Source organism: Sinomonas mesophila (genome assembly GCF_001999765.1).
GTDB classification, from domain to species: domain Bacteria; phylum Actinomycetota; class Actinomycetes; order Actinomycetales; family Micrococcaceae; genus Sinomonas; species Sinomonas mesophila.
In genome coordinates this window covers 155732-179577 of sequence record NZ_KV908325.1, presented here as the reverse complement: position 1 = coordinate 179577, position 23846 = coordinate 155732, and the positions used below count along the sequence as shown (strand labels likewise).

19 protein-coding genes are annotated in these 23846 nt (G+C 71.3%); 10 read left to right on the top strand and 9 right to left on the bottom strand.

Annotation, left to right across the window (positions count from 1 at the left end):
• The first annotated feature begins 74 nt into the window (after window positions 1–74).
• Together BV907_RS06030 and BV907_RS06025 are read left to right on the top strand one after the other, a co-directional pair.
• Complete coding sequence (locus BV907_RS06030) at window positions 75–2651, top strand: GH32 C-terminal domain-containing protein (protein ID WP_139346632.1); 2577 nt, start codon at window positions 75–77, stop codon at window positions 2649–2651.
• Between the two features lie 332 nt (window positions 2652–2983).
• A complete protein-coding gene (locus BV907_RS06025; RefSeq protein WP_077488825.1) occupies window positions 2984–3205 on the top strand; it encodes a hypothetical protein in 222 nt (73 codons plus the stop codon).
• A gap of 288 nt (window positions 3206–3493) precedes the next feature.
• Here the strand turns inward: BV907_RS06025 and BV907_RS06020 are convergent, their stop codons facing one another.
• Window positions 3494–3718: a hypothetical protein gene (locus tag BV907_RS06020; RefSeq protein WP_077488824.1), complete on the bottom strand. Its 225-nt coding sequence runs from the start codon at window positions 3716–3718 to the stop codon at window positions 3494–3496.
• Window positions 3719–3774: 56 nt separating this feature from the next.
• On the bottom strand, window positions 3775–4767 hold the full coding sequence (locus BV907_RS06015) for a LacI family DNA-binding transcriptional regulator (RefSeq protein WP_077488823.1): 993 nt from the start codon (window positions 4765–4767) through the stop codon (window positions 3775–3777).
• A 161-nt stretch (window positions 4768–4928) separates the two neighbouring features.
• On the opposite strand from BV907_RS06015, the gene BV907_RS06010 reads away from it, so the two are divergent.
• The 4 genes from BV907_RS06010 to BV907_RS05995 all read left to right on the top strand — a co-directional run bounded on the left by BV907_RS06010 (window position 4929) and on the right by BV907_RS05995 (window position 8871).
• Complete coding sequence (locus BV907_RS06010; RefSeq protein ID WP_077488822.1) at window positions 4929–6041, top strand: substrate-binding domain-containing protein; 1113 nt, start codon at window positions 4929–4931, stop codon at window positions 6039–6041.
• A 5-nt stretch (window positions 6042–6046) separates the two neighbouring features.
• The gene (locus BV907_RS06005) at window positions 6047–7090 is read left to right on the top strand and encodes an ABC transporter permease (RefSeq protein WP_077488821.1); all 1044 of its coding nucleotides are present in this window, start codon (window positions 6047–6049) and stop codon (window positions 7088–7090) included.
• Window positions 7087–7893 (top strand): ATP-binding cassette domain-containing protein, encoded by an 807-nt coding sequence (locus BV907_RS06000; RefSeq protein ID WP_077488820.1) that lies wholly within the window; start codon window positions 7087–7089, stop codon window positions 7891–7893. Before BV907_RS06005 ends, BV907_RS06000 begins: the two co-directional genes overlap by 4 nt.
• Window positions 7894–7998: 105 nt before the next feature.
• A complete protein-coding gene (locus BV907_RS05995) occupies window positions 7999–8871 on the top strand; it encodes a carbohydrate kinase family protein (protein WP_077488819.1) in 873 nt (290 codons plus the stop codon).
• Between the two features lie 24 nt (window positions 8872–8895).
• Here BV907_RS05995 and BV907_RS05990 read toward each other — a convergent pair whose 3' ends face one another.
• Window positions 8896–9771, bottom strand: a complete 876-nt coding sequence (locus BV907_RS05990; protein WP_077488818.1) for a helix-turn-helix transcriptional regulator — start codon at window positions 9769–9771, stop codon at window positions 8896–8898.
• 134 nt (window positions 9772–9905) lie between these two features.
• On the opposite strand from BV907_RS05990, the gene BV907_RS05985 reads away from it, so the two are divergent.
• Together BV907_RS05985 and BV907_RS05980 are read left to right on the top strand one after the other, a co-directional pair.
• On the top strand, window positions 9906–10673 hold the full coding sequence (locus BV907_RS05985) for a glucose 1-dehydrogenase (protein ID WP_077488817.1): 768 nt from the start codon (window positions 9906–9908) through the stop codon (window positions 10671–10673).
• A 207-nt stretch (window positions 10674–10880) separates the two neighbouring features.
• Entirely contained in the window at window positions 10881–15923 is a 5043-nt protein-coding gene (locus BV907_RS05980; RefSeq protein ID WP_077488816.1) for an NAD-glutamate dehydrogenase, read from the top strand.
• On the opposite strand, the gene catC is transcribed toward BV907_RS05980, so the two are convergent.
• Window positions 15920–16237, bottom strand: a complete 318-nt coding sequence (gene catC / locus BV907_RS05975) for a muconolactone Delta-isomerase (RefSeq protein ID WP_077488899.1) — start codon at window positions 16235–16237, stop codon at window positions 15920–15922. The genes BV907_RS05980 and catC overlap by 4 nt on opposite strands.
• A gap of 162 nt (window positions 16238–16399) precedes the next feature.
• Window positions 16400–16963, bottom strand: coding sequence for a phosphatase PAP2 family protein (locus tag BV907_RS05970; RefSeq protein ID WP_077488815.1), 564 nt, complete (start codon window positions 16961–16963; stop codon window positions 16400–16402).
• A 682-nt stretch (window positions 16964–17645) separates the two neighbouring features.
• On the opposite strand from BV907_RS05970, the gene BV907_RS05965 reads away from it, so the two are divergent.
• The gene (locus BV907_RS05965; protein ID WP_077488814.1) at window positions 17646–18218 is read left to right on the top strand and encodes an HhH-GPD-type base excision DNA repair protein; all 573 of its coding nucleotides are present in this window, start codon (window positions 17646–17648) and stop codon (window positions 18216–18218) included.
• 73 nt (window positions 18219–18291) lie between these two features.
• Here the strand turns inward: BV907_RS05965 and BV907_RS05960 are convergent, their stop codons facing one another.
• From BV907_RS05960 to BV907_RS05945, 4 genes are all read right to left on the bottom strand, one after another.
• The gene (locus tag BV907_RS05960) at window positions 18292–19776 is read right to left on the bottom strand and encodes a dihydrolipoamide acetyltransferase family protein (RefSeq protein ID WP_077488813.1); all 1485 of its coding nucleotides are present in this window, start codon (window positions 19774–19776) and stop codon (window positions 18292–18294) included.
• Between the two features lie 9 nt (window positions 19777–19785).
• On the bottom strand, window positions 19786–20766 hold the full coding sequence (locus BV907_RS05955; protein ID WP_077488812.1) for an alpha-ketoacid dehydrogenase subunit beta: 981 nt from the start codon (window positions 20764–20766) through the stop codon (window positions 19786–19788).
• Window positions 20766–22004: a pyruvate dehydrogenase (acetyl-transferring) E1 component subunit alpha gene (pdhA, locus tag BV907_RS05950; protein WP_077488811.1), complete on the bottom strand. Its 1239-nt coding sequence runs from the start codon at window positions 22002–22004 to the stop codon at window positions 20766–20768. Before pdhA ends, BV907_RS05955 begins: the two co-directional genes overlap by 1 nt.
• Before the next feature lie 155 nt (window positions 22005–22159).
• On the bottom strand, window positions 22160–23320 hold the full coding sequence (locus BV907_RS05945) for a histidinol-phosphate transaminase (RefSeq protein ID WP_077488810.1): 1161 nt from the start codon (window positions 23318–23320) through the stop codon (window positions 22160–22162).
• Window positions 23321–23374: 54 nt separating this feature from the next.
• On the opposite strand from BV907_RS05945, the gene BV907_RS05940 reads away from it, so the two are divergent.
• The gene (locus BV907_RS05940; protein ID WP_077488809.1) at window positions 23375–23800 is read left to right on the top strand and encodes a phage holin family protein; all 426 of its coding nucleotides are present in this window, start codon (window positions 23375–23377) and stop codon (window positions 23798–23800) included.
• Window positions 23801–23846 lie beyond the last annotated feature (46 nt).

The window sequence follows — 23846 nt, the reverse complement described above, 5'->3', positions numbered from 1 at the left end:
CAGGCGAGGGAACAGAGCGGGCACGATCACGGCGGATACGACGCCGGATCACGAGCCTCGGCGCTGCGGCGGCGATGCTCGCCGCGGCCCTCGCGGGGGCACCGCCGACGACGGCGGGCGAGCTCGGCACCGAGCCCCACCGCCCGGCCTACCACTACTCGCTCCAGCAGAACTGGATGAACGACCCCAACGGCCTCGTCTACCACCAGGGCACGTACCACCTCTTCTACCAGCACAACCCGCTGGGGAACACGTGGGGCAACATGTCCTGGGGCCACGCGACCTCGGCGGACCTCATGCACTGGACGGAGCAGCCGCTCGCGCTGAGCTTCGACGCCCAGGAGGACGTCTTCTCCGGCTCGGTCGTCGTGGACGAGGCCAACGCCTCGGGACTTGGCACCGCAGAGAACCCGCCGCTCGTCGCCGTCTACACGAGCGCGTACAAGCCCGGCTCCCCGCTCGCGGGGCGGCAGGCGCAGTCGCTCGCCTACAGCACCGACGGCGGCACGACCTGGACCAAGTACGCCGGCAACCCCGTCCTCGACCGGGGCTCGGCCAACTTCCGCGACCCCAAGGTGGTCCGCTACGAGGGGCCGGCCGGGAGCTACTGGGTCATGGCCGCCGTCGAGGCCCAGGAGCACAAGGTCCTCTTCTACCGCTCGGACAACCTCATCGACTGGGCGCCGCTGAGCGAGTTCGGCCCTGCGAATGCCGCGGGCGGGCAGTGGGAGTGCCCGGACCTGTTCCCGCTCGCGGTCGACGGCGACCCGGCGAACGTCAAGTGGGTGCTCGTGGTCAACGTCAACCCCGGCGCGGTCGCCGGCGGCTCGGGCGGGCAGTACTTCGTGGGCAGCTTCGACGGCGTCACGTTCACCTCGGAGTCGACGCGGCCCGCGGACGCGCTGCCCGAGGGACAGCGGCTCTACGGGTTCGACGGCGGGACCTACGAGGGCTGGACCGTCGCCAACGAGCCGGGCAACTGGAAGGACGGGCCCTTCGCCTCGGCACCGGCGACCGGAACACTGCCGGGGCAGAACGCCGTCTCGGGTTTCGTCGGCGCGGGCCTGGTCAACTCCTTCAACGACGTTGACTGGCCGATCGGCCGCATGGAGTCGCCCCAGTTCACCGTGGACCAGCCGTACCTGAACTTCCTGGTCGGGGGCGGGCAGCACCCGCGTGTCTCGGACAAGCTCGACAACACCCAGCCCGCGGGCCAGCTGCTCTTCGACGGCTTCGAGGCCGGCACGCTCGCGGCCGGCGGCTGGGCCGGCACCGGGGACCTCGCCGCCGCCGAGCAGCCCGTCGACCGCGGCGGGGACTACTACCTCGGCTCGTGGCGCGTGAACACCTTCGAGGCGCCCGCCGACGCCGGGGACCACCGGCAGGGAACCCTCACCTCGCCGTCGTTCGCGATCACGCGCCGGAACCTCGCGATGCTGATCGGCGGCGGGCGCCGCGACGCCGCGAGCGGGCAGGTGCTCGAGGTCCAGCTCCTCGTGGACGGGCAGGTGGTCCGCCGCGCGGCGGGCGAGGAGGCGGGAGCCCTGAACTGGGAGGGCTGGGACGTCGCCGAGTTCGCGGGCCGGCAGGCCCAGCTGCGCGTCGTCGACCAGGCGACGGGCGGCTGGGGGCACCTCACGCTCGATCACGTTGTGCTCACGGACGAGGGCGTCGTGCCGCGCTCGGATGAGACGACGGTGAACCTCGTCGTCGACGGCCAGGTGGTCCGGACGGCGACCGGCGCGAACAGCGAGGCGCTCGACTGGGCCAGCTGGGACGTGCGCGAGTTCGCCGGGCGGCAGGCGAGCCTGCGGATCGTGGACAACAACCGCTTCGGCTGGGGGCACGTCCTCGCCGACGAGTTCCGGCTCGGCCCCGCCCCCGCCACGCCGCGGCTGCAGCAGTACGACTGGCTCGACTGGGGCCGCGACTACTACGCCGCCGTCTCGTTCAACCACGCCCCCGACGGCCGCAGGATCATGCTCGGCTGGATGAACAACTGGGACTACGCGAACCAGATCCCGACGCACCCGTGGCGCAGCGCGATGGCCCTGCCGCGCGAGGTCGCGCTCACGAGCACGCCTGTGGGACCGAAGCTCGTGCAGCGGCCGGTCGCCGAGGCTACCGCGCTCGGCGCGAGCCCGAGCTACAAACTCGCCCGCACCGACGTGGCCGGCACGCGCGAGCTGCCCGCCGCCGCGCACGGGCAGGTGCAGCGGCTCGACGTCGTGCTCAAGCCCGGGAGCGCCCAGCGCACCGGTGTGACCGTGCATTCCGACGGCGCGACCGGCACCGTCGTGGGCTACGACCGCGGGACCGGACGCGTATTCGTCGACCGGCGGCAGTCGGGCGACGTCGGGTTCTCGCCGCTGTTCCCCTCGTTCGAGTCGGTGCCGGTCCAGCTCGCCGCGGACGGGACGCTCGAGCTGAGCATCTACCTCGACCGGTCCTCGGTGGAGGTCTTCGCCCAGGGCGGCCGGGCCACGGTCACGGACCAGGTCTTCCCGGCGGCGGGCGCGAACCGCGTCTCGCTCTTCGCCGAGGGCGGCACGGCGCAGTTCGTCTCGTTCAAGGCGACGCCGCTGGCCTCGTCGATGTTCGTCTCGGGTGGGACGTCGCGCTACGAGGGGCGGCCCGCCGTCGAACGCTGAGCAACGCCGACGGCGACGCGGACGGCGACGGTGACGCGGACGACGGCGGTGCGCGGCCGCCGTCGTCCGCTCGACGGTGCTAGCGGGATGGGCGCGAACGGCTGCGGCGGTGGAGTGTTGCTGTCGACAGCCACGCCACCGCTGGCATCTGTTCCTGGGCGTCGAGTCCCACGGCGAAGCGAACTGTGCTGCCTGTTTCTTCCTCGTCGAGTTCTTCGTCATGAGGGCGGCCTCTCCCGGCTGAACAGGACGACCGACCGTAGTCCGCGCGCGCGTCCAGACGTACCATGGGAGTCGCGTCTGCATAGTCGCAAACGTTCGAAGGAGGAGCAATGCGCGGATTCCATTGTGTAGATCCCTCGCACGACAGGATCGAGTTCACCGGCGCGGATGACGAAGACCTGTTCCAAAGGATCAAAGCGCACACCGCCGAGGCCCATCCTCAGCTCACTGACAGCCAGATCAGGGAGATGATGGCCGGCGCGGCGTGGTGGAAGGAAGCGGCAACATCTGGGACCAACGCTGGGTCGTCGCCGTCCGCCTACGACAAGTAACGCCACCGGACTCTAAGACTCCCAGCCCGCCAGGGCCGGCCGCATCCCGCGCCCTGGAGCCCTTGGTACGCCAACATTGACCGGGACCCGGACACTCGCGAAGGCGCGCGCCGATTTCGAAAGGCATGACCCTCACCAAGGAGATCATCGCAAACAACCCGCCACCCTGGCGCGCCGAATAGCCACAGCGGGAATGCGCACAAAATAGAATGCAGTTGGCATCGATCCTGATTGCGTAATCGCCGTTGACGAAGTTATCTCAATGCCTGGCCGTGTGGGGAGGAACCCTCAGGCCACGGGGACGGCCGGGAGCGGCTCGAGCCAGGACAGCTGGGAACCGTCCTCCTCGATGAGGTCGACCAGCTCGCGGTTGAACTCCCGGCCATAGTCCGCCGCGATGTGCTCCTGGAACGCGGCCTCGTCCCGGTAGACCGTGAGCCCGCGCATCATCTGCGCGACGCGCTCCTCCGCGCCGGGCTTCACCGTGAACTCGGCGTACAGGGTCTTGGTCATGCGGGATCTCCTTCTCTGGGTTCGGGGACTGGGCTGGGTATCGGGGACCGCGTGGATCAGGCCGGCGGGATTTCGCCGGAGCCGCGCGGGATAAGGGTCGAGGGCACGACGAACCGCTCAGGGCGGGACCGCTGGCCGTCGAGGCGGGCGAGGAGGCGCTCGGCCGCGAGCCGGCCGATCTGCTCGGGGTGCTGGGCCACGACGGTCACGCCTGGGTCGAGCAGGTCGGCGAGCTCGAAGTCGTCGAAGCCCACGAGGGCCACGCGGTGCTGGAGGCCGAGCTCCTTGAGGGCCCGCAGCACCCCGAGCGTCACGAGGATCTGCGCGGCGAAGATGGCCGTGGGCGGCTCGGAGCCCGTGAGCAGCCGGGTCGCGGCCTCCTGCGCGGCCCGCGAGTCATGGAGCTCCTCGACCGTGAAGGTCTGCCCGGTGATGCCTGCGCGCGCGGCCTCCTCGGCGAAGCCCCGGCGCCGCTCCCGCGCGGTCTGGATCGTGCTGAGATCGCCGAGGTAGGCGATGCGCCGGTGACCGTGCCCGATCAGGTGGGCCGCTGCGGCCGCGGCGCCCTCGCGGTTGTCCGAGGTGACGCAGTCCGCCGCCAGGCCCACGGGCTCGCGGTCGACGAAGACGACCGGCAGCTCATGCTCGAGCTCCGAGACGAGGTAGGACTGGTCCGGGGCCGCGGGGGTCACGATGAGCCCGTCGACGCGCCGCTGCAGGAGCGCGGCCACGACCGGCTGCTCGCGCTCGGGATCGTCGTCGACGCTCGAGGCGAAGACCGCGATGCCGCGCGGCGCCATGGCGTCCTCGACCGCGCGGTGGATCTCGCCGCTGAACTGGTTCGCCACCGAGGGCAGCACGAGCCCGAGCGTCCGCGTGCGCCGGTCGGAGCGGCGCAGGTTCCCCGCGTTCACGTCGAGCTGGTACTTGAGCTGCTCCGCCGCACGCAGCACCTGGGCGCGCGTCGCCTCGGCCACGCCGGGCTCGTTGTTCATCACCCGCGAGACCGTCTTGATGCCCACCCCCGCCAGCGCGGCCACGTGCTTCATCGTGGGCCGCCCGGGTTTCGAGCCGGTGTAACGATTAGACATCGTTGTCACATTTGTTCCTTCTCGCCGTCGAGATTCCTTGACCCGCCTACGTGATCTGCACTACAACACTAACTTGACAACGTTGTCAGGCCAACGGCCCTCGTTCACCAGGAGATCCAATGCAGCATTTCCCGAGCTCCACCCGACCCCACCAGCGCTGGCTCGCAGCGGCAGCGCTGTCCGTCTCGGCGGTGATGGCCCTCAGCGCCTGCGGCGGGTCCTCCGGCTCCTCCTCGGGCGGTGGAGGGTCCGAGGACATCGGCGTCTCGCTCATCGTGAAGACGACGACCAACCCGTTCTTCGTCTCGATGCAGGAGGGCGCGCAGAAGGCCGCCCAGGCCGGCGGCATCGACCTCACGCTCGCCGCGGGCAAGGCCGACGGCGACGAGGACACCCAGATCCAGGCCATCGAGAACGCCATCTCGAAGGGCGACAAGGGCATCCTCATCACGCCCAACGGGCCCGCCGTCGTCGACGCCCTGCAGAAGGCCCGGGACGCCGGCCTCTTCACGATCGCCCTCGACACCCCGCCCGAGCCGGCCGACGCCGTCGACATCACCTTCGCGACGGACAACTTCGCCGCGGGCCGGGCGATCGGCGAGTGGACGGCCGCGCAGCTCGACGGCAAGAAGGCCGTCATCGCGCTCGTCGACCTCTTCGACGACAAGGTCGTCTCGGTCGACTACAACCGCGACCAGGGCTTCCTCACGGGCCTCGGCATCGACGTCGCGGACAGGACCAAGAACGGGGACGAGGCGACGTCCGGCACGTACTCGGGTGGCAAGGGCGGCGAGTACACGATCGTCGGCAACGAGGCCTCGGAGGGCGCCGAGGACGGCGGCCGCACGGCCATGGAGACGCTCCTGTCGCAGAACCCGGACATCAACGTCGTCTACACGATCAACGAGCCCGCCGCGGCCGGCGCGTACGAGGCGCTCAAGGCGGCAGGCAAGGAGACGGGCGTGCTCGTCGTCTCGGTCGACGGCGGATGCGCCGGCGTCGGGAACGTCAAGTCCGGCGTCATCGGCGCGACGGCCCAGCAGTACCCGGTCACGATGGCCGAGCTCGGCGTCCAGGCCATCGTGGACTACGCCAAGAACGGCACGAAGCCGAGCACGTCGGCGGGCCTGGAATTCTACGACACGGGGGTGAAGCTCGTGACCGACACCCCGGTCGAGGGCCTCAAGAGCATCGACACCGCCGCCGCCTCGCAGATCTGCTGGGGCAAGTGAGCGCCATGGTCCAGCAGACCGTCTCCGCTCCCCCCGGGAGCCACGTGGACCTGGGCGAGGAGTTCGCCCACCGGCGCCACCCGCTCGCGGCGATCCGCGACCTCCTCCACCGCTACCCGGCCCTGAGCCCGGCGATCGTGCTCGTCGTCGCCGTTGTCGTCTTCGGGCTGCTCAACGACCGCTTCCTGCGGCCCGAGAACCTCTCCCTCATCACCCAGCAGGTCGCCGTCGTCGGCACCCTCGCGGTCGCCCAGACGCTCATCATCCTCACGGCGGGCATCGACCTCTCGGTCGGCGCCGTCATGGTGCTCGCCTCGGTGGTCATCGCCAAGGCCGCGGTCGACGGCGGGCTGCCGGGCCCCGTGGCGCTGCTCGCCGGGCTCGCCGTCGGCCTCCTCGCCGGGGCCGCGAACGGGCTGCTCGTCACGAGGCTCAAGCTGCCGCCGTTCATCGTCACCCTCGGGACGCTCAACATCTTCATTGCCCTGACCCTGCTCTATTCGGGCGGCGCGACGGTGCGCGGCAGCGCGATGCCGGACCTCCTGCCGTGGCTCGGCGGGACGTTCAAGATCGGCACCGTCGGGGTGAGCTTCGGCGTCGTCGCGATGCTGCTGCTCTACGCGGCCGTGTGGTTCCTGCTCGGCAAGACGGCGTGGGGGCGCCACGTCTACGCGGTCGGGGACGACAAGGAGGCCGCCCGCCTTGCGGGCATCCGGGTGAACCGCGTGCTCATGAGCGTCTACCTCGCGGCGGGCGCGATCCTCGCCGTCGCGGCGTGGACCATCATCGGCCGGACCAACGCGGCGAGCCCCAACGCCGGCGCCGAGCTCAACCTCGACTCGATCACCGCCGTCGTCATCGGCGGCACGAGCCTCTTCGGCGGGCGCGGCTCGATCTGGGGCTCGCTCCTCGGCGCGCTCATCGTGGGCGTGTTCCGCAACGGCCTGGCCCTGGCCGGCCTAGATGTCCTCTACCAGACCCTCGCCGTCGGCATCCTCATCGTGGTGGCCGTCTCGGTGGACCAGTGGATCCGGAAGGTGAAGTCATGACAGCTCCCGCAGCCGAGGCACACGAGACTCACACAGCCTCCGCCTCCCGCACGCCCATCCTCCAGGCCAAGGGCCTCGTGAAGACCTTCGGCAAGGTCGTGGGCCTCGACGGCGCGGACCTCGAGCTCTACCCGGGCGAGGTCCTGGCCGTGATCGGGGACAACGGCGCCGGCAAGTCCACGCTCATCAAGTGCCTCACCGGGGCCGAGGTCCCGGACCGCGGCGAGATCTGGCTCGGCGGCGAGCGCATGGCCTTCCGCCGGCCGCAGGACGCGCGCCAGCACGGCATCGAGACGGTGTACCAGAATCTCGCGGTCTCCCCCGCGCTCGACGTCGCCGAGAACCTCTACCTCGGCCGCGAGGAGCGGAAGAAGGGCCCGCTCGGGTCCGTGTTCCGCGTCCTCGACCGCAAGGGCATGCGCGAGCGGGCCCGGGCCGAGCTGCGCAGCCTCGGCATCTCGACGCTGCAGGACGTGACCGTCCCCGTGGAGAACCTGTCGGGCGGGCAGCGCCAGGCCGTCGCGGTGGCGCGCGCCGCCGCGTTCGGCTCGCGCGTCGTCGTCCTCGACGAGCCGACCGCCGCGCTCGGGGTGCGGGAGTCCAACCAGGTGCTCCAGCTCGTGCGGGATCTGCGCGACCGGGGCCTGCCCGTGATCCTCATCAGCCACAACATGCCGCACGTGTTCGACGTCGCGGACCGGATCCACGTGCAGCGCCTCGGCAAGCGGGCCGCCGTCATCACGCCGCAGACGCACTCGATGACCGACGCCGTCGCGATCATGACCGGCGCGGCGACCGCCTGACCTTCGCGTCATGGGAGGGCGTCAGGTGACCCCTCAAGCCATGGGATGTGACCCCTCAACATTGAGGGGTCACATCCCCCCTCATGAGCGTGCTTGGATGGGGCCATGCCCGCTTCCCCGAGGGTCGCTGTCTGCGGCCCCGCCTCGTGGAACCACCTCATCCTCCTCGACCGCCTCCCGGAGCCCGTCCCGGACATGCAGTTCGCGCGGCGCTCCTGGTACACGGTCGGGGGCACCTCGGCGGGCAAGGCTCTGCACCTCGCGGATCTCGGCCTCGCCGCGCGCCTGTGCTCGCCCCTGGGGGCGGACGACGACGGCGGGCAGGTCCGCCGCGCCCTCACGACGGCCGGGGTCACCATCCAAGCACTGGCGTCTGAGCGCACCGAGCGCCACGTCAATCTCATGACCGACGACGGTGCTCGAGTGTCCCTGTACGTTTCGATGCCGTCGACGCCCGCGGCGGAGGACCTCGACTTAGCCGCGGCGGTCGTGGCCGCGGCGGATCTGGCTGTGATCGACCTGAGCGAGCTGGGCGTGCTCCTGCTGGAGCGCGAGGAGGTCCTGCGGACGCCCCTGTGGGTGGACCTGCACGACTACGACGGGTCGACGGCGTTCCACGAGCCGTTCCTGCGTGCGGCCGACGCCGTCTTCATGAACGACGACAGCACCGGCGATCCCTGGGAGCTCCTGCGCTCCTGCCTGGGCCGGGGGCCTCGCCTGGCGGTGTGCACCCGCGGGGCCGAGGGTGCGATCGCCCTGGAAGCGGACGGGACGCGGCATGAGGTTGCCGCAGTCCCCGCCGACGTCGTGGACACCAACGGCGCCGGCGATGCGTTCATGGCCGGCGCCGTGGCCGCGACCCTTCACGGTGCGCCGATTGCCGATGCCCTCCAGGCAGCGGCCGCGCAGGCCCGCCTTGCGCTCGAGAGTGAGCATCTCCATCCGGTGCTCGCGCGACGTCGGGGAAGACCCGCGTGAGGTGGCGCTCGCTGCGGTGGAAGATCAGTGCACCCTATCGTTGGTCGTCTGCGACCGCTTCTGCGTCGCGGCCCACGCTGCCAGAAGGCTGAGACCGTCAGCGCTGGGCGTCCCGGGATGTGCGGTGTAGGTGGTGATGGAGACCTGCGGGTCGCCCGGCAGCGCGAAGTCGTCATACGCAAGGTCCATCCGTCCGACGATCGGGTGGTTGATGACCTTGCGCCCGCGCAGGTGGCGGTGCACGTTGTGCTTGGCCCAGCGGGCGCTGAAATCGGCGCTGCGTGCGGAGAGCTCGCCGATGAGTTCGGTCACCTTCTGGTCCAGGGGGTCACGCCCGGCGGTCGCGCGGAGTACTGCGACCAAAAGGTCCCTCGCCTCCTCGATATCAGCGTAGAAATCCTCCGCACGCGGGTCGAGGAAGGCATACCTGGCGAAGTTCGGCGGCTGCTTGTCCATCTCGAACAGGTCGGCGTACAGGGCCCGGCCCAGGTCGTTGGCCGCGAGGACGTCGAGGCGGCCGTTCTGCACGACGGCGGGCACGCTCATGGAGTCGAGGACCTGCTGCACCGACGCGGTCATGGGCGAGGTTCGCGTGGGTCGCTTGCGGGGCGAACCGGGTGCGACGTTGCGCGCAAGGGCATGCAGGTGGGCGCGCTCGTCGTCGTCGAGCTGCAGCGCTCGGGCGATCGCGTCGAGGACGCTCTCGGATGCCCCGCCGAGGTTGCCGCGTTCCAAGCGCGTGTAGTACTCGACGCTGAGGCCAGCGAGCATGGCGACTTCCTCGCGCCGCAATCCCTGGACCCGACGGTTGCCTCCGACGTAGGGCAGCCCGGCCTGCTCAGGCGTGATCCTCGCCCTGCGGCTCATGAGGAAGTCCCTGATCTCCTGCTGAAGCTCCACGCCTTCAAGGGTAGGAGGCCTCTTTCCGCGGTGGGGGTCCCTGAGAGGGTCTGGCAGGTGTCGGCGAGGCGACGGACAGTGAAGAGGCACCGCGCTACCGCGGTCCTCTCTGTCCAGCTTTCGATGGGAGCACCATGAACCCCACTTACGACTTCCACGGTCAGGTCGCCTTCGTCACCGGCGCCTCCTCCGGCATGGGATGGGCCACCGCGCGCGCCTTCGCCGAAGCCGGTGCCGCCGTGGCCCTCGCCGACATCGACGAAGCCGCTGCGAAGGCCGCCGCGGAGCACCTCAACGACCAAGGCCACCGAGTCATCGCCGTCGGCTGCGACGTCGCCGACGAGGACCAGGTCGCCGCCGCCATCGACCGCACCGTCGAGACCTTCGGCCGCCTCGACATGGCCTACAACAACGCCGGCGTCCAGGTCCCGCCCTCCGACGCCGCCGATGAGGACGCCGAGATGTTCGACCGCGTCAACGCCGTCAACCTGCGGGGCATGTGGGCCTGCATGAAGCACGAACTGCGCCACATGCGCGCCCAGGGCAGCGGGGCGATCGTCAACTGTTCCTCCCTCGGCGGACTCGTCGGTCTGCCCGAACGCGCCTCCTACCACGCCTCCAAACACGGAGTGATCGGACTGACCAAGAGCGCTGCCGTCGAGTACGCCCCGCGAGGCATCCGCGTCAACGCCATCTGCCCCGGCGTCGTGGAGACCCCGATGGTCACCGGCATGCTCGAGGGCCAGCCTGAGGCAATGGCCGGCATCCTGCAGCAGCAGCCGATCGGTCGCCTCGGCACCGCCGACGAGATCGCCCAGACCGTCCTGTGGCTGTGCAGCCCCGGCGCCAGCTTCCTCATCGGGGTCGCCCTCCCAGTCGACGGGGGCTACACCGCCCACTAGCAACGTGCCGGGCAGGACGAGCGCCTCGGCGGCGCGGGCCGCGCGGCGGGACAGGCGAGTGCCCCCCATCGGGCCCGCCTTCCTCGGCCGCCCCCGCCGCCCCGGCTCTCTGGACGCGCTCCCCGCCCCGGCCCATCATGGAGGCAGGCGCGAGGCCGCGCGCCGGCTGCCCAGCAGTGCGGGCCTCGTGCATGGAGGCGTGGAGGCATGGCGAAGGACGCGGCGCCGGCGGGCAGGCCCGGAACGGCCGGGCCCGCCGAGGATCTCCGCGGCACCGAGGACAGGTTCCTCGCCGACTACTACGGGCACGTCGCGGCCGACGACCTCCTCGCCTACAGCTCCGACACCCTCGCCCGCTGGGCCGACGAGCACCGCTCGGCCGCGCGGATCCGGGCGCCCGGGCACGCCGTCGTCGAGGTCCGCAATGAGCCCGAGTCGACGATCGTCGCGATCGCCGCCGAAGACGTCCCGTACCTCCTGCAGTCCGTCACGGCCGAGCTCGCCCGGCAGGACGCCGTCATCCGCCTCCTCCTCTACCCGACCTTCGACGTCGAGCGGGAAGCCGGCTCGCACGAGCTCCTGAGCCTCCGTCCTGGTGCCGCGCGGGAGGGCCTCGCCGCCGCCTACCCCGGCCTGCAGCCCGCGGCGGCTGTCGCGGAGCCACGGGGGCCGGAGGAGCCCGAGGAACCGGAGCGGCCGGGCGGCACGGCGGGCGGCGCCGTCGTCCGCGGGTCGGCGGGGCACGCGCACGACGGCGGGGTGGTCACCGAGCAGTGGATCGCGGCGGAGATCGGCCGGCTCGCGAGCGCGGAGAGCGCCGCGAGGCTCCGACGCCGGCTCCGCCAGGTCGTGGCCGACGTCCTGACCGTGGCGAAGGACAGCACCGCGATCCAGCGCGACGTCACGCTCGCGGCGGAGCAGGTCGCGTCGCGATCCTCCGGCGGGCACGAGGCGCTCGAGATGCTGCGCTGGCTCGCCGCGGGGAACTTCATCTTCCTCGGCTCCCGCACTCTGGAGGTCAGCGGCTCCGCCGACCCCGCGACCGGGGGCGTGCCCCTCGTGCCGAGGGGCCGCTCGGGCCGAGGCCTGCTGAGGCAGGTGCACGGCGAGCCGACCCTGCGCTCGGTCGCGCCTGGCGCGCGCGCGCTCTCGGTCTACAAGTCGGACATCCGCTCGACGGTGCTGCGCTCCTCCTACCTCGACGAGATCAGTGTCCGCGTCCTCGACGCCGCCGGCGCCGTGACGACCGAGCGCCGGTTCGTCGGCTTCTTCGCCCAGACCTCCTCGGACGTGTCCGTGCTCGGCGTCCCCGTCCTGCGCGAGAAGGTCGCGCGGGTCCTCGCCGAGGTGGGCGCGGGCCCGGGGACGCCGGCCTGGGGCGAGACGCTGCGGGGCCTCGAGGAGCTCCCGCACGACGAGCTCTTCGAGATGGACACGGGCGAGCTGAGCCGGCTCGCGGGCCAGATCCAGCACCTCCAGGAGCGCCGGCACACGCGGCTGTTCCTGCGGCTCGACGCGCGCAACCGCTTCATGTCCGCCGTCCTGTTCCTGCCCCGCCAGCGGTACAGCACCGCGGTGCGGCTGCGCGTCGAGGCCGTCCTGAGGCGCGCGCTCGGGGCCGAGGACATCGAGTTCGATGTCCGCGTGGCCGAGGCCGCGATGGTGCGGGCGTTCTTCCGGATCCTTCTGCCAGAGGGCGGCCCGCCCGCAGGATTCGACGCCGAGGCGGTCGAGCGCCAGGTGGTCGCCGCGACCCGGACCTGGGAGGAGGGCATCGCCGAGGCACTGCGGGAGAACTACCCGACGCGGGAGGCCGCGCGCCTGTCCCGCCAGTGGGCGGCGGCGTTCCCCGCGAGCTACCGCGCCGACTACGACGCCGAGGACGCGATCAGGGACATCGCCCGCTTCGAGTCGCTCGGGCTCGATGACGGCGGCGACGAGGCGGACAAGACGTTCCTCAAGGTCTACGTCGGCTCCGAGCTCGCGCCGTGGCGCGGGGAGATCGCCCGCATCCGCGTCTATGTCACGACGCCGCGCAGCCTCACCCAGATCCTGCCCTTCTTCCACAACTTCGGCCTCGAGGTCCTCGACCAGCGGCCGTACGCGCTCGTGCGCCACTCCCCCACCGGCGCGCCCGGCCTCGGCGTCCGCGAGCTGTATCTCTACGACCTCGGCCTGCGCTACCCACCGCACGTCGACCCGTTGGCGACAAGCGGCCTCCTCGTCGACTCCCTGCGCGCGGCCCTGCGCGGCGACGCCGAGTCGGACCGCTTCGACGCCCTCGTGCTGCTCGAGGGCCTCGACTGGCGCCGCGTGACGATCCTGCGCGCCTATGCGAAGTACCTCCAGCAGCTCGGCACGACAATCTCCTACGGCTTCATGGCCGACGCGCTCCTCCAGAACCCCGAGGCCACGCAGGCGCTCCTGGAGCTGTTCGAGGCGCGGTTCGACCCGGACCTCGAGGGGGTCGGCGGCGATCCCCACAGCGTTCACGACGCCGTGCGGCAGCACCGCATCGCCGCCGCCCGGCGTCGTCTGTCCGCGGCGGTCGACGCCGTCCCCTCCCTCGACGCCGACCGCCTCCTGCGCATGGACGCGGCGCTCGTCGAGGCGACGCTGCGCACGAACTACTACCAGGGCAAGGGCCACCTGAGCCTCAAGCTCCATCCGTCCGCGCTGCCCTTCGCGCCCTCCCCCCGCCCGGCGTACGAGATCTGGGTGTATTCGCCGAGGGTCGAGGGCGTGCACCTGCGCTACGGCCCCGTGGCCCGGGGCGGGCTGCGCTGGTCCGACCGGCGCGAGGACTTCCGCACCGAGGTCCTCGGGCTCGTGCGCGCGCAGGCCGTCAAGAACGCCGTCATCGTGCCGACCGGCGCGAAGGGCGCCTTCTACCCCAAGCGGCTCCCCGACCCCGCCCTCGACCGCGCCGGCTGGCTCGAGGAGGGCCTGGAGGCCTACCGCACCTTCATCCGTGGGCTCCTCGACGTCACGGACAACCTCAGCCAGGCCGACCTCGCGCAGCAGGAGCCGGCCGCGCAGCCCAGACTCGCCATGCCGCTGGCACGCGTCGTCCCACCGGAGCGCGTCGTGAAGCACGACGGCGACGACTCCTACCTCGTCGTCGCGGCGGACAAGGGCACGGCGGCCTTCTCGGACACGGCCAACGCGATCGCGGCAGAGTACGGCTTCTGGCTCGGGGACGCGTTCGCCTCGGGCGGCTCGGTCGGGTACGACCACAAGCGCATGGGCATCACGGCGCGCGGGGCGTGGGAGTCCGTCAGGAGCCACTTCGCCGAGCTCGGCGTCGACGTCCAGCGCGAGGAGGTGACCGTCGTCGGAATCGGGGACATGAGCGGGGACGTCTTCGGCAACGGCATGCTCCTGTCCGAGCACCTGCGGCTCGTCGCCGCGTTCGACCACCGGAACATCTTCCTCGACCCGTCCCCCGACCCGCTGGTGTCGCACCGCGAGCGCCGCCGGCTCTTCGAGCTGCCGCGCTCGTCGTGGGAGGACTACAGCGAATCCCTGATCAGCGCCGGCGGCGGCGTGTACTCGCGCCGGGCCAAGTCCGTCGAGCTGAGCCCGCAGGCCCGCGCGGCCCTCGGGCTGCCGGAGTCCGCCGAGGCCCTGACACCGCCCGAGCTCATCCAGGCGATCCTCCGGGCGCCGGTCGACCTGCTCTACAACGGCGGCATCGGCACGTACGTCAAGGCAACATCGGAGACACACCTGGACGTCGGGGACAAGGCCAACGACGCGGTCCGGATCGACGCCCCCGAGCTGCGCGCGCGGGTCGTCGCCGAGGGCGGCAATCTGGGGCTGACCCCGCTCGCGCGCATCGAGGCGTCCCTCAACGGCGTGCTCGTGAACTCGGACGCGATCGACAATTCGGCGGGCGTCGACTGCTCCGACCACGAGGTCAACATCAAGGTCTTCACCGACCGGATGATCGCCGCCGGCCACCTCCGCGCGGACGAGCGGGCGCCCTTCCTGCACTCCCTCACCGACGAGGTCTCGCGCCTGGTCCTGGCGACGAATGCGCAGCAGAACGTGCTGCTCCTGAACGACCGGGCCCTCGTCAAGGAGTGGAGCCAGGGCTTCGAGCGGACCATGGACTGGCTTGGCGCCACGGCGGGGCTGGATCGGCGGCTCGAGGGGCTGCCGGACGACGACGCCCTGCACGCCCGGCTCCGGGACGGGCACGGCCTGACCTCGCCCGAGCTCGCGATCCTCGCCGCCTACGCCAAGATCGAGCTCGCGGACGAGCTGGCCGCGAGCGACCTCGCCGACGACCCATGGTTCGACCGGGTGCTGGCCTCGTACTTCCCCGCCGCACTCTCTCGGCGCTTCGCGGACGAGCTGCCCACGCACCCGCTGCGCCGCGAGATCATCGCGACCGTCATGGCGAACGAGATCATCAACCTCGGCGGGATCACCTTCGCGTTCCGCGTGCGCGAGGAGACCACGGCCACGGCCGCCGCGATGGCCAGGGCGTTCGTCGTCGTCCGCGATGCCTACGGCCTCGGCGAGCTCGCCGACGCCCTCGCCACGCTCCCGCCCGGCTTCCCCCGCGAACACAGCGCGGCCGCGGCCGTCCACCTGCGCCGGCTCCTCGACCGCGGCGTGCGCTGGTATGTCACCCACGACCACCGGGACCAGCCGGTCGAGCGGGCGTATGCGCGCGTCGCGCCGACGCTCGAGCTGCTGCGCGCCCACACGTCCGACTACCTGCGCGGCACCGACCTCGAGCGCGTGAACGGGCGGCTCGCGCACTGGCGGGAGGTCGGACTCCCCGACCCCATGGCCACGCGCGCGGCGGACTCGCTCGAGAGCTTCGGGCTCCTGGACATCTCCACGATCTCGGAGGCCGTGGATGAGCCCATCCCGACGATCGCCGACGTCTACTACGCCGTCTTCTACTGGATCGGCGCCGCGAGCCTCCTGCTGCGCATCACCGACCTCCCGCGGGAGAGCCACTGGGAGGCCCTCGCACGCGCGGCCCTGCGCGACGACGTCTATGCGGCGGTCACGGACATGACCACGAGAGTGCTCCAGTCGACCCTGCCGCGGGGCGCGGTGGGTGGCCGCGGGGCGACGGCGGAGGAGCGCATCGCCGAGTGGGAGTCGGGCTACGCCGAACAGCTGGGGCGGATCCGGGAGACGTTCGCCGAGGTCATGCGCGAGGGCAGCGTGGACATCGAGTCCATCTCGGTGGCGATCAAGCTCCTGCGGACGCTCCTGCGGAACTAGGTGGCTTCCGGGCCGGCGTCCCGCGCGTCGTCCACCGGGTGGATGTCCGAGGGGTGGTGCGCGAGCGGCGTGACCGAGATGTCCATGTACGGGAACAGCGGCAGCTTCGAGAGGATCTCGTGCAGCTCGTCGTTGCTCGCGACGTCGAAGACGGAGTAGTTCGCGTACTCCCCGGCGACGCGCCAGAGGTGGACCCAGCGCCCGTCGCGCTGGATCTTCTGCGAGTAGGCCTTCTCGCGGGACTTGATGAGGTCGGACTGCGCCGCGGGCATGGACGGCGGGAGGTGGACGTCCATGCGGACGAGGAAGAGCATCATGGTCTCCTGGGACTCGGGGCGGGCGGGGGACGGGACCGGTCAGTCCTGACGGTAGCGGGCGAGCTTGTCTGCGTCGACCACCGCGCCCAGCGACCGCGCCTCATGAGGTGGCGGAAACAGCCATTCGCGCGCGATGGAGACGCGGAGGCAATGTGTTCCTCAGGCCGCCCTGAGCAGCAGCATCCACAGGCCGACGATGATCAGGGGGCCGGTCGCGATGCCTGCGAGGACCTCGCCGAGCGTGTGCGCCCCGAGCGTCACCCTGGCCCAGCCGACGAGCGGCACGACGGCGAGGGCCGCCCACCATCCGGGGCCCAGGAGGAGGGGCAAGACGACGGCCGCCGCGGCAATGGAGGCCGAGTGCCCGCTGATCTTCCACCGCAGGCTCACGACGGCCATGACGGCCACGCCCGCGACGAGCGCCACGGTCATGGCGAGCACCGACGCCGGGGCGCCGAGCGCGGCCAGGAGCACGATGCCCGCCGTGATGCACGCGAGGGACATGACGAGTACCGGGGCGCGCTGGGCCCGCTCGCTGACGTGGTGGTCCACGACCCGCCCCGCCCGCACGAGGGCGAGCAGGATCCCGAAGGGCAGCACGCAGACGAAGAGAACAGCCAGCGCGCCATACCACCACGTCCCCGGCCAGCCGGGGCTCGCGGCCGGGCTCAGGAGGAGCATGGCGCCGACCGTGAAGGGCGGCTGGAACACCTCGCTGACCACACGGGCGACGGCGGTCCGCCCCGTCCGCGCGGGCGGCTCGGCGGGAGTGGGACCGGGGCCCGGGACGGTCGGGCCGGAACTGGCCAGACGGGGACCGATTGGACGGGAACCGCCAAAGCCGGATGTGCCAGGGCGGGAACTGGCAGGGCGGGAACTGGCAGGGCCGGAACTGCCAGGGTGAGGGCCTGGGTCGTTGGGATCCTGGAGAGCTCGCACGATCCCAGTCTGGCAGGAGACGCCCGATCGGGCCCCTCCCCGCACTACCGGACGAACCTCCCCAGCATTGGCCGCCGGACCTCCCCAGCTTTGGGCTTCAACCCGCGTCACGACTGGGCCCGCCCAGCCTGTCGAAGCGGTCGCCGCCCTCAAAGCTGGGGAGGTTCGTCCACGACACCTGAGAAAGAGGACCCATGACGCCTGACGACCTCCGGCCACAGGCACCGGTGGTGGCACGTGCAGGTTTCCCCAGAATGCGGCGGACCACAGGCCCGACACGCCCGCGCCCGGGCGGACACGCCGCACTAGGGGACGTGGTTCTGGGGAAACCTGCACGCCGCCACACGCCGCAATGGGAGTCGGCGATGGGGAACACTGTTGATCCAAGAAGGACGCATCTGGCTGACGCCAACGGCAGCCCTCGCCCAGGGGTCCGGGAAGCCAGCTCCCGTGCGAAGGTAGAGGCATGACCCGTGACCTTCACCTCACCGGCGACGACGCCGCAGACCGGCTCCTCTCCGAGGACGACTTCGCACTCCTGACCGGCATGCTCCTGGACCAGCAGGTGCCCATGGAGACCGCCTTCGCGGGGCCGGAGAAGCTCCGCGAGCGGCTCGGCGGCCTCGACGCCTCCACTGTCGCATCGATGGACCCCGAAGCATTCCAGGCCGCCTTCGCCGAGAGGCCGGCCGTCCACCGCTTCCCCGGCTCGATGGCGAAGCGCGTGCAGCAGCTCGCCTCTGTGATCGTGGACGAGTGGGACGGCGATGCCGGGGCGATCTGGCGGCAGGGCGACCCTGACGGCGCCGAGGTGCTGCGCCGGCTGCGGGGCCTCCCCGGGTTCGGCGAGCAGAAGGCGCGCATCTTCCTCGCCCTGCTGGGCAAGCAGGGCGGCTTCGACGGCGCGGGCTGGCGCGAGGTGGCGGGGCCGTACGGCGAGGAGGGCTGCAAGCGCTCGGTCGCGGACATCGTCGACGCCTCCTCGCTCCTCGAGGTGCGCGCCACGAAGCAGGCAGCCAAGCGCGCCGCCAAGAAGTGACGTCAACTGCTCCGTTGCCGTCGTTCTGACGCCTCAGGACGGCGGCAACGGAGCAGCCGATGAGCAAGCAGCGTCAGTCGAGCAGGAGCGCCGGCTCCTCCATGATCGCGGCGACGTCCGCCATGAAGCGCGCGGACAGGTCGCCGTCGACCACGCGGTGGTCGAAGGAGCCGCCGAGGGTCGTGATCCAGCGCGGGATGACCTCGCCCGAGACGACCCACGGCTTCTGCTTGATCGTGCCGAACGCGACGATGGCGACCTCGCCCGGGTTGATGATCGGCGTGCCGATGTCGATGCCGAGCGCGCCGATGTTCGTGATCGTCAGCGTGCCGTCCTGCATGTCGGCCGGCTTGGTCTTGCCAGCCCGCGCGGTGGTCGCGAGCTCGTTGAGCGCGATCGCGAGCTCCTTGAGCGAGAGGTCCTGCGCGTCCTTGATGTTCGGGACGAGCAGGCCGCGCGGGGTCGCGGCGGCGATGCCGAGGTTCATGAAGTGCTTGACGTGGATCTCGTCGCCGCCTGGCGCCGAGACCCACTGCGAGTTGACGCTCGGGTTCCGCGCGGCGGCCCAGATGACGGCCTTGGCGAGGATGAGCAGCGGCGAGACCTTGATCCCCTCGAAGTCCCGGGACTTCTTGAGCCGCTGGACGAACTCCATGGTCCGCGAGGCGTCGACGTCCACGAAGATGCTCACGTGCGGCGCCGAGAAGGCCGAGTCGACCATGGCCTTGGCCGTGGCCTTGCGGACGCCGCGCACGGGGATGACCTCGACGCGCTGCTGCTGGGCCTTCTTCGCCGGCTCCCAGAAGGTCGGGGCGGCATCCTGCTCGCGCTCACGCTGGGCCTGGTACGACTCGAGGTCCGCCCGCGTCACCTCGCCGCGCGCGCCGGTGGCGGGCACGTCCTCGAGGTTGATCCCGAGCTCCTTCGCGATCCGCCGCACGGGCGGCTTCGCGAGCACGCGGGAGAGCAAGCCGACGACGGCGTTCGGCGCCTGAGCGGGCGCCGTCACCTCCGCGGCGGGCTGGGTGGGGGCGACGGCGGCCGGGGCCTCGGGCTTGTTGAGCGGCGACCACACGGCCTCCGGCTCCCGGGCAGGGACCGGTGGCGGAACCTGCCGCGCGCTCGATGGCGCCGCCCTGCGCGGGCGGCGCTTGGCGGCGTCGGCCTTGGGGCCGGAGCCGACGAGCGGGCCGCTCTCGATGCCTGGCTCGTGCATGACGGGCACCGGGGAGTCCAGCGACTCACCCAGCGCAGAAGGCGACCCGACCACCGAGGCGCTGGAGGCAGCGCCGGAAGGCGCGCCAACGCCGTCGTCCGCGCCCTCGCCGATCGCGATGATCGGCGAGCCGACCTCGATGGTCTGGTGCTCGGGAGCCAGAAGGTCCAGGACCGTGCCCGCGTAGGGGCTGGGCAGCTCGACGAGGCTCTTGGCGGTCTCGATCTCGCAGATGATGTCGTTGATCGCGACCGTGTCCCCGGGCTTGACCTTCCAGGCGACGATCTCGGCCTCGGTCAGCCCCTCGCCGACGTCGGGGAGGGTGAAGATCTGCTTCGTCACGTCGTGCTCCTAGTACGAGAAGGCGCGGTCGAGGGCTTCGAGGATGCGGTCGATGTCCGGGAGGTAGTGCTCCTCGACCTTCGCGACGGGGTACGGCATGTGGAAGCCGCCCACGCGGATGACCGGCGCCTCGAGCGAGAGGAACGCCCGCTCGGAGACGCGCGAGGCGATCTCGCCGCCGATCCCGCCGAAGGTCGGGGCCTCGTGGGCCACGACGAGCCGGCCGGTCTTCTCGACCGAGGCGATGACCGTGTCGAAGTCGATCGGCGAGATCGAGCGCAGGTCGATCACCTCGACGCTTCGCCCGTCCTCGGCGGCGGCCTCGGCCGCGGCGAGCGCGACGGGGACGAGGGGCCCGTAGGCCACGACGGTCGCGTCGGTGCCCTCGCGCAGCACGTGCGCGCGGAACGGGTCGGCGCTCGTGCCCGGATCCTCCGTGTCGACCTCGCCCTTGAGCCAGTAGCGGCGCTTGGGCTCGAAGACGATCACGGGGTCCTCGCTCGCGATCGCCTGCTGGGTCATCCAGTACGCGTCGTGCGCGTTCGACGGCGTGATGATCCGCAGCCCCGCGGTGTGGGCGAAGAGCGCCTCGGGGGACTCGGAGTGGTGCTCGACCGAGCCGATGCCGCCGCCGTAGGGGATGCGGATCGTGACGGGGACCGTGAGCTGGCCCTTGCTGCGGGCGTGGAGCTTCGCGAGCTGGGTCGTGATCTGGTTGAAGCCGGGGAAGACGAACCCATCGAACTGGATCTCCGCGACGGGGCGGTAGCCGCGCAGGGACAGGCCGATGCTCGTGCCGATGATGCCGGACTCTGCGAGCGGGCTGTCGATCACGCGGTCGCCGCCGAACTCGGACTTGAGCCCCTCGGTCACGCGATACACGCCGCCGAGGGTGCCGATGTCCTCGCCCATGAGCAGGACGGACTCGTCGCCCGCGAGGGCGGTCCGCAGGCCGGCGTTGATGGCCTTCGCGATGGTCATCGTGGGCATCAGCGGCCGCCTTCCTGGGCGCGGTCGGCGTCGACTGCGCTCTCGGTGTCTGCGAATCCGGCCTCGTATTCGCGATGCCAGGCGAGCTCCTCCGCGACGAGGGGGTGGGGTTCGGCGTAGACGTTCGCGAAGGCGTCCTCGAGGCTCGGGGCCTCGAAGGAGAGGATGTCCGCGCGGGCCTTCGCGGCGAGCGCGTCTCCGGCGGCCGCGACGTCGGCGAAGAACGCGTCGTCGGCGATCCCCTCGGCGCGGAGGTAGGCCTCGAACCGCGACACCGGGTCCCGCTCGAGCCACATCCGCTCCTCGTCGCTGAGGCGGTACTTGGTGGGGTCGTCGGCCGTCGTGTGAGCGCCCTGGCGGTAGGTGTACGCCTCGATGAGCACGGGCCCCTTGCCGGCCCGCGCCCGGGCGAGCGCCCACTGCGTCACGGCGTAGACGGCGAGGACGTCGTTGCCGTCCACGCGCACGCCCGGGAAGCCGTAGCCCTTGGCGCGGTTGAACAGCGGGATGCGGGACTGGACCTCGGCGGGCACGGAGATGGCCCACTGGTTGTTCTGGCAGAAGAACACCACCGGGGCCTTGAAGCTCGCGGCGAAGACCATCGACTCGTGCACGTCGCCCTCGGAGCTTGCGCCATCGCCGAAGTAGGCGACGACGGCGCCCGGGTCGCCGGGATCCTCGCCGCGGGCCTCCGCGCGGGCGGCGTCGCGCTGGATCCCCATCGCGTAGCCGACGGCGTGCGGGACCTGGGCGGCCAGCACGAGCGTGTACAGGTGGAAGCCGGTCTCGCGCGGGTCCCACCCGCCGTTGGAGAGCCCGCGGAACAGGCGGAGGAGCTCGCCGAGCTCGACCCCGCGGGTCAGCGCGACGCCGTGTTCGCGATACGTCGGGAAGAGGTAGTCCTGGGGCTGCGTGGCGCGGCCGGACCCGATCTGCGCGGCCTCCTGGCCGCGCAGCGGGACCCACAGGGACAGCTGGCCCTGGCGCTGGAGGGCCGTGGCCTCGATGTCGAAGCGCCGGATCATCGCCATGTCGCGGTACATGGCGCGCAGGTCCTCGGGGTTCAGGGCGCGCACCGCGTCGGCGAGCTTCGAGCCGGCGGCGAAGCCGCCCTTCTCGTCCAGGAGCCGAACCACGGCGGAGTGGCCCTCCGCGGCCTCGTGGGCATGTGCCTCGAGCTCAAGCCAGAGCTCATCCGGGATGTCGCTGAATTCGGTAGTGGGTAGTTCGACTCCCATACCGCCTCCTCGCCTGCCGTCGGGTCACCGGCCCGGGGCCCCGGGCAGGGGGTTCCGCCTTGTATATTCCCGCCGGGGAATGCATTCCCCTTGCGGAATATAGCGGCGGCCCAGCAGCAACTCTACCCAGTCGCGCCCGGCCACCGCGCGGTGGATTACCTCAGGAAGCCCTGAGGGACCTTTGTGAATGTCCTACAGAGCTCGAGGAATCGCGTGTTGGCCTCGGGCTCGCCGATGCTCACGCGCACACCCTCCGCTCCGAAGGCTCGGACTGAGAGCGCCTTCGCCTGCGCATGGGCCGCGAAGTCGGACGCCGCGTCGCCGAGCGCGAGCCACACGAAGTTGCCCTGCGCGTCAGGGACGTCCCAGCCGAGCTCCCGCAGCCCGGCCGTGACGCGGTCCCGCTCGTCCACGAGGCTTTGTACCCTTCCTACAACCTCGTCGAAGTGGGCGAGGGATGCGATGGCAGCCGCCTCCGCGATGGATGAGACCGCGAACGGCACGGCCGCGACACGCAGGTATTGGGTGATCCCGGGCTGGGAGATCGAGTAGCCCACGCGGAGGCCGGCGAGGCCGTGCGCCTTCGAGAACGTGCGCAGCACCACGACGTTGGCGTGGTTCCGGTACATCTCGAGACCGTCCACGGCCTCAGGGTCGCGGACGAACTCCTGATAGGCCTCGTCGATGACCACGACGACGCCAGAAGGCACCGAGGCGATGAACCTCTCGACCTCGTCCCTGCGCAGCGCCGGGCCCGTGGGGTTGTTGGGCGTGCACAGGAGCACGACGGTAGTGCGGTCCGTGACGGCGGCCGCCATCGCGTCGAGGTCGTGGCGCCCGTCGGCCTTGACCGGGATCTGGATGCTCTTGGCCCCGGCGAGGCCGACCGAGATCGGGTAGGCCTCGAAGGAGCGCCAGGCGTAGACGACCTCGTCCTGCGTCCCGTCCTCACGGTGGCCGGCGAAGGCCGCGAGCAGCTGATTCAGCGCGCCGAGGCTCCCGGCGCCGGCCACGATGTCCTCCTCCGGCACGCCGAGGAAGCCACCGAGCGCCGCGCGCAGCCGGCCCGAGACCGGGTCGGGGTAGCGGTTGACGGCGGTCTCGCGGGCCATGGCCTCGAGCACGCCCGGGATCGGCGGGAGCGGGTTCTCGTTCGAGGAGAGCTTGTAGCTCGTGAGCCCCTCGACGGGCACCGGGGGCTTCCCGGCCGCGTACTTGGGGAGCCGGTCCACGACTGGGCGGGGGGTGACGCCTGCGGGGCCGGGGACGACGGCGGCGTCGTTGGCGCCGTCGTTCTGGTTCAGCGGTGAGGTCATGGGGTCTAGCGTAGCCGCGGGCCGCTGCACAGCTTGCTGTGCAAGCATGGCCCCATGAAGCAGTTCCTGCTCCGGGTCCTCGTCAACGCCCTTGCCCTGTGGGTGGCCGCATGGCTCCTTCCGGGCATGGATATCACCTCCACTGCAACCACCCAGGCGGCCGCGGAGGCCGGTGCGGGCGATGCGAGCGGGACGGTGGGGACTGTCCTTGCCTATCTGTTCGTCGGGATCATCTTCGGCCTCGTCAACGCCCTCATCCGGCCGATCGTCTCCCTCCTCTCGCTCCCGATCACGTGCCTCACGCTCGGGCTGTTCGCCCTTGTGATCAACGCGGCCATGCTCGCCCTCACGGCCTGGCTCTCGACCTACACGCCAGTGCAGCTGACCATCGACTCCTTCTTCTGGACAGCCATCCTGGGAGCTCTCATCACCTCGATCGTCGCCGCCCTCGCGGGCAAGATCGCCGGCGCGGACCGCTAGGCAGCCCGCCGGCACGACGACCGCCTCGGCTGGACGCGCCCCGTCT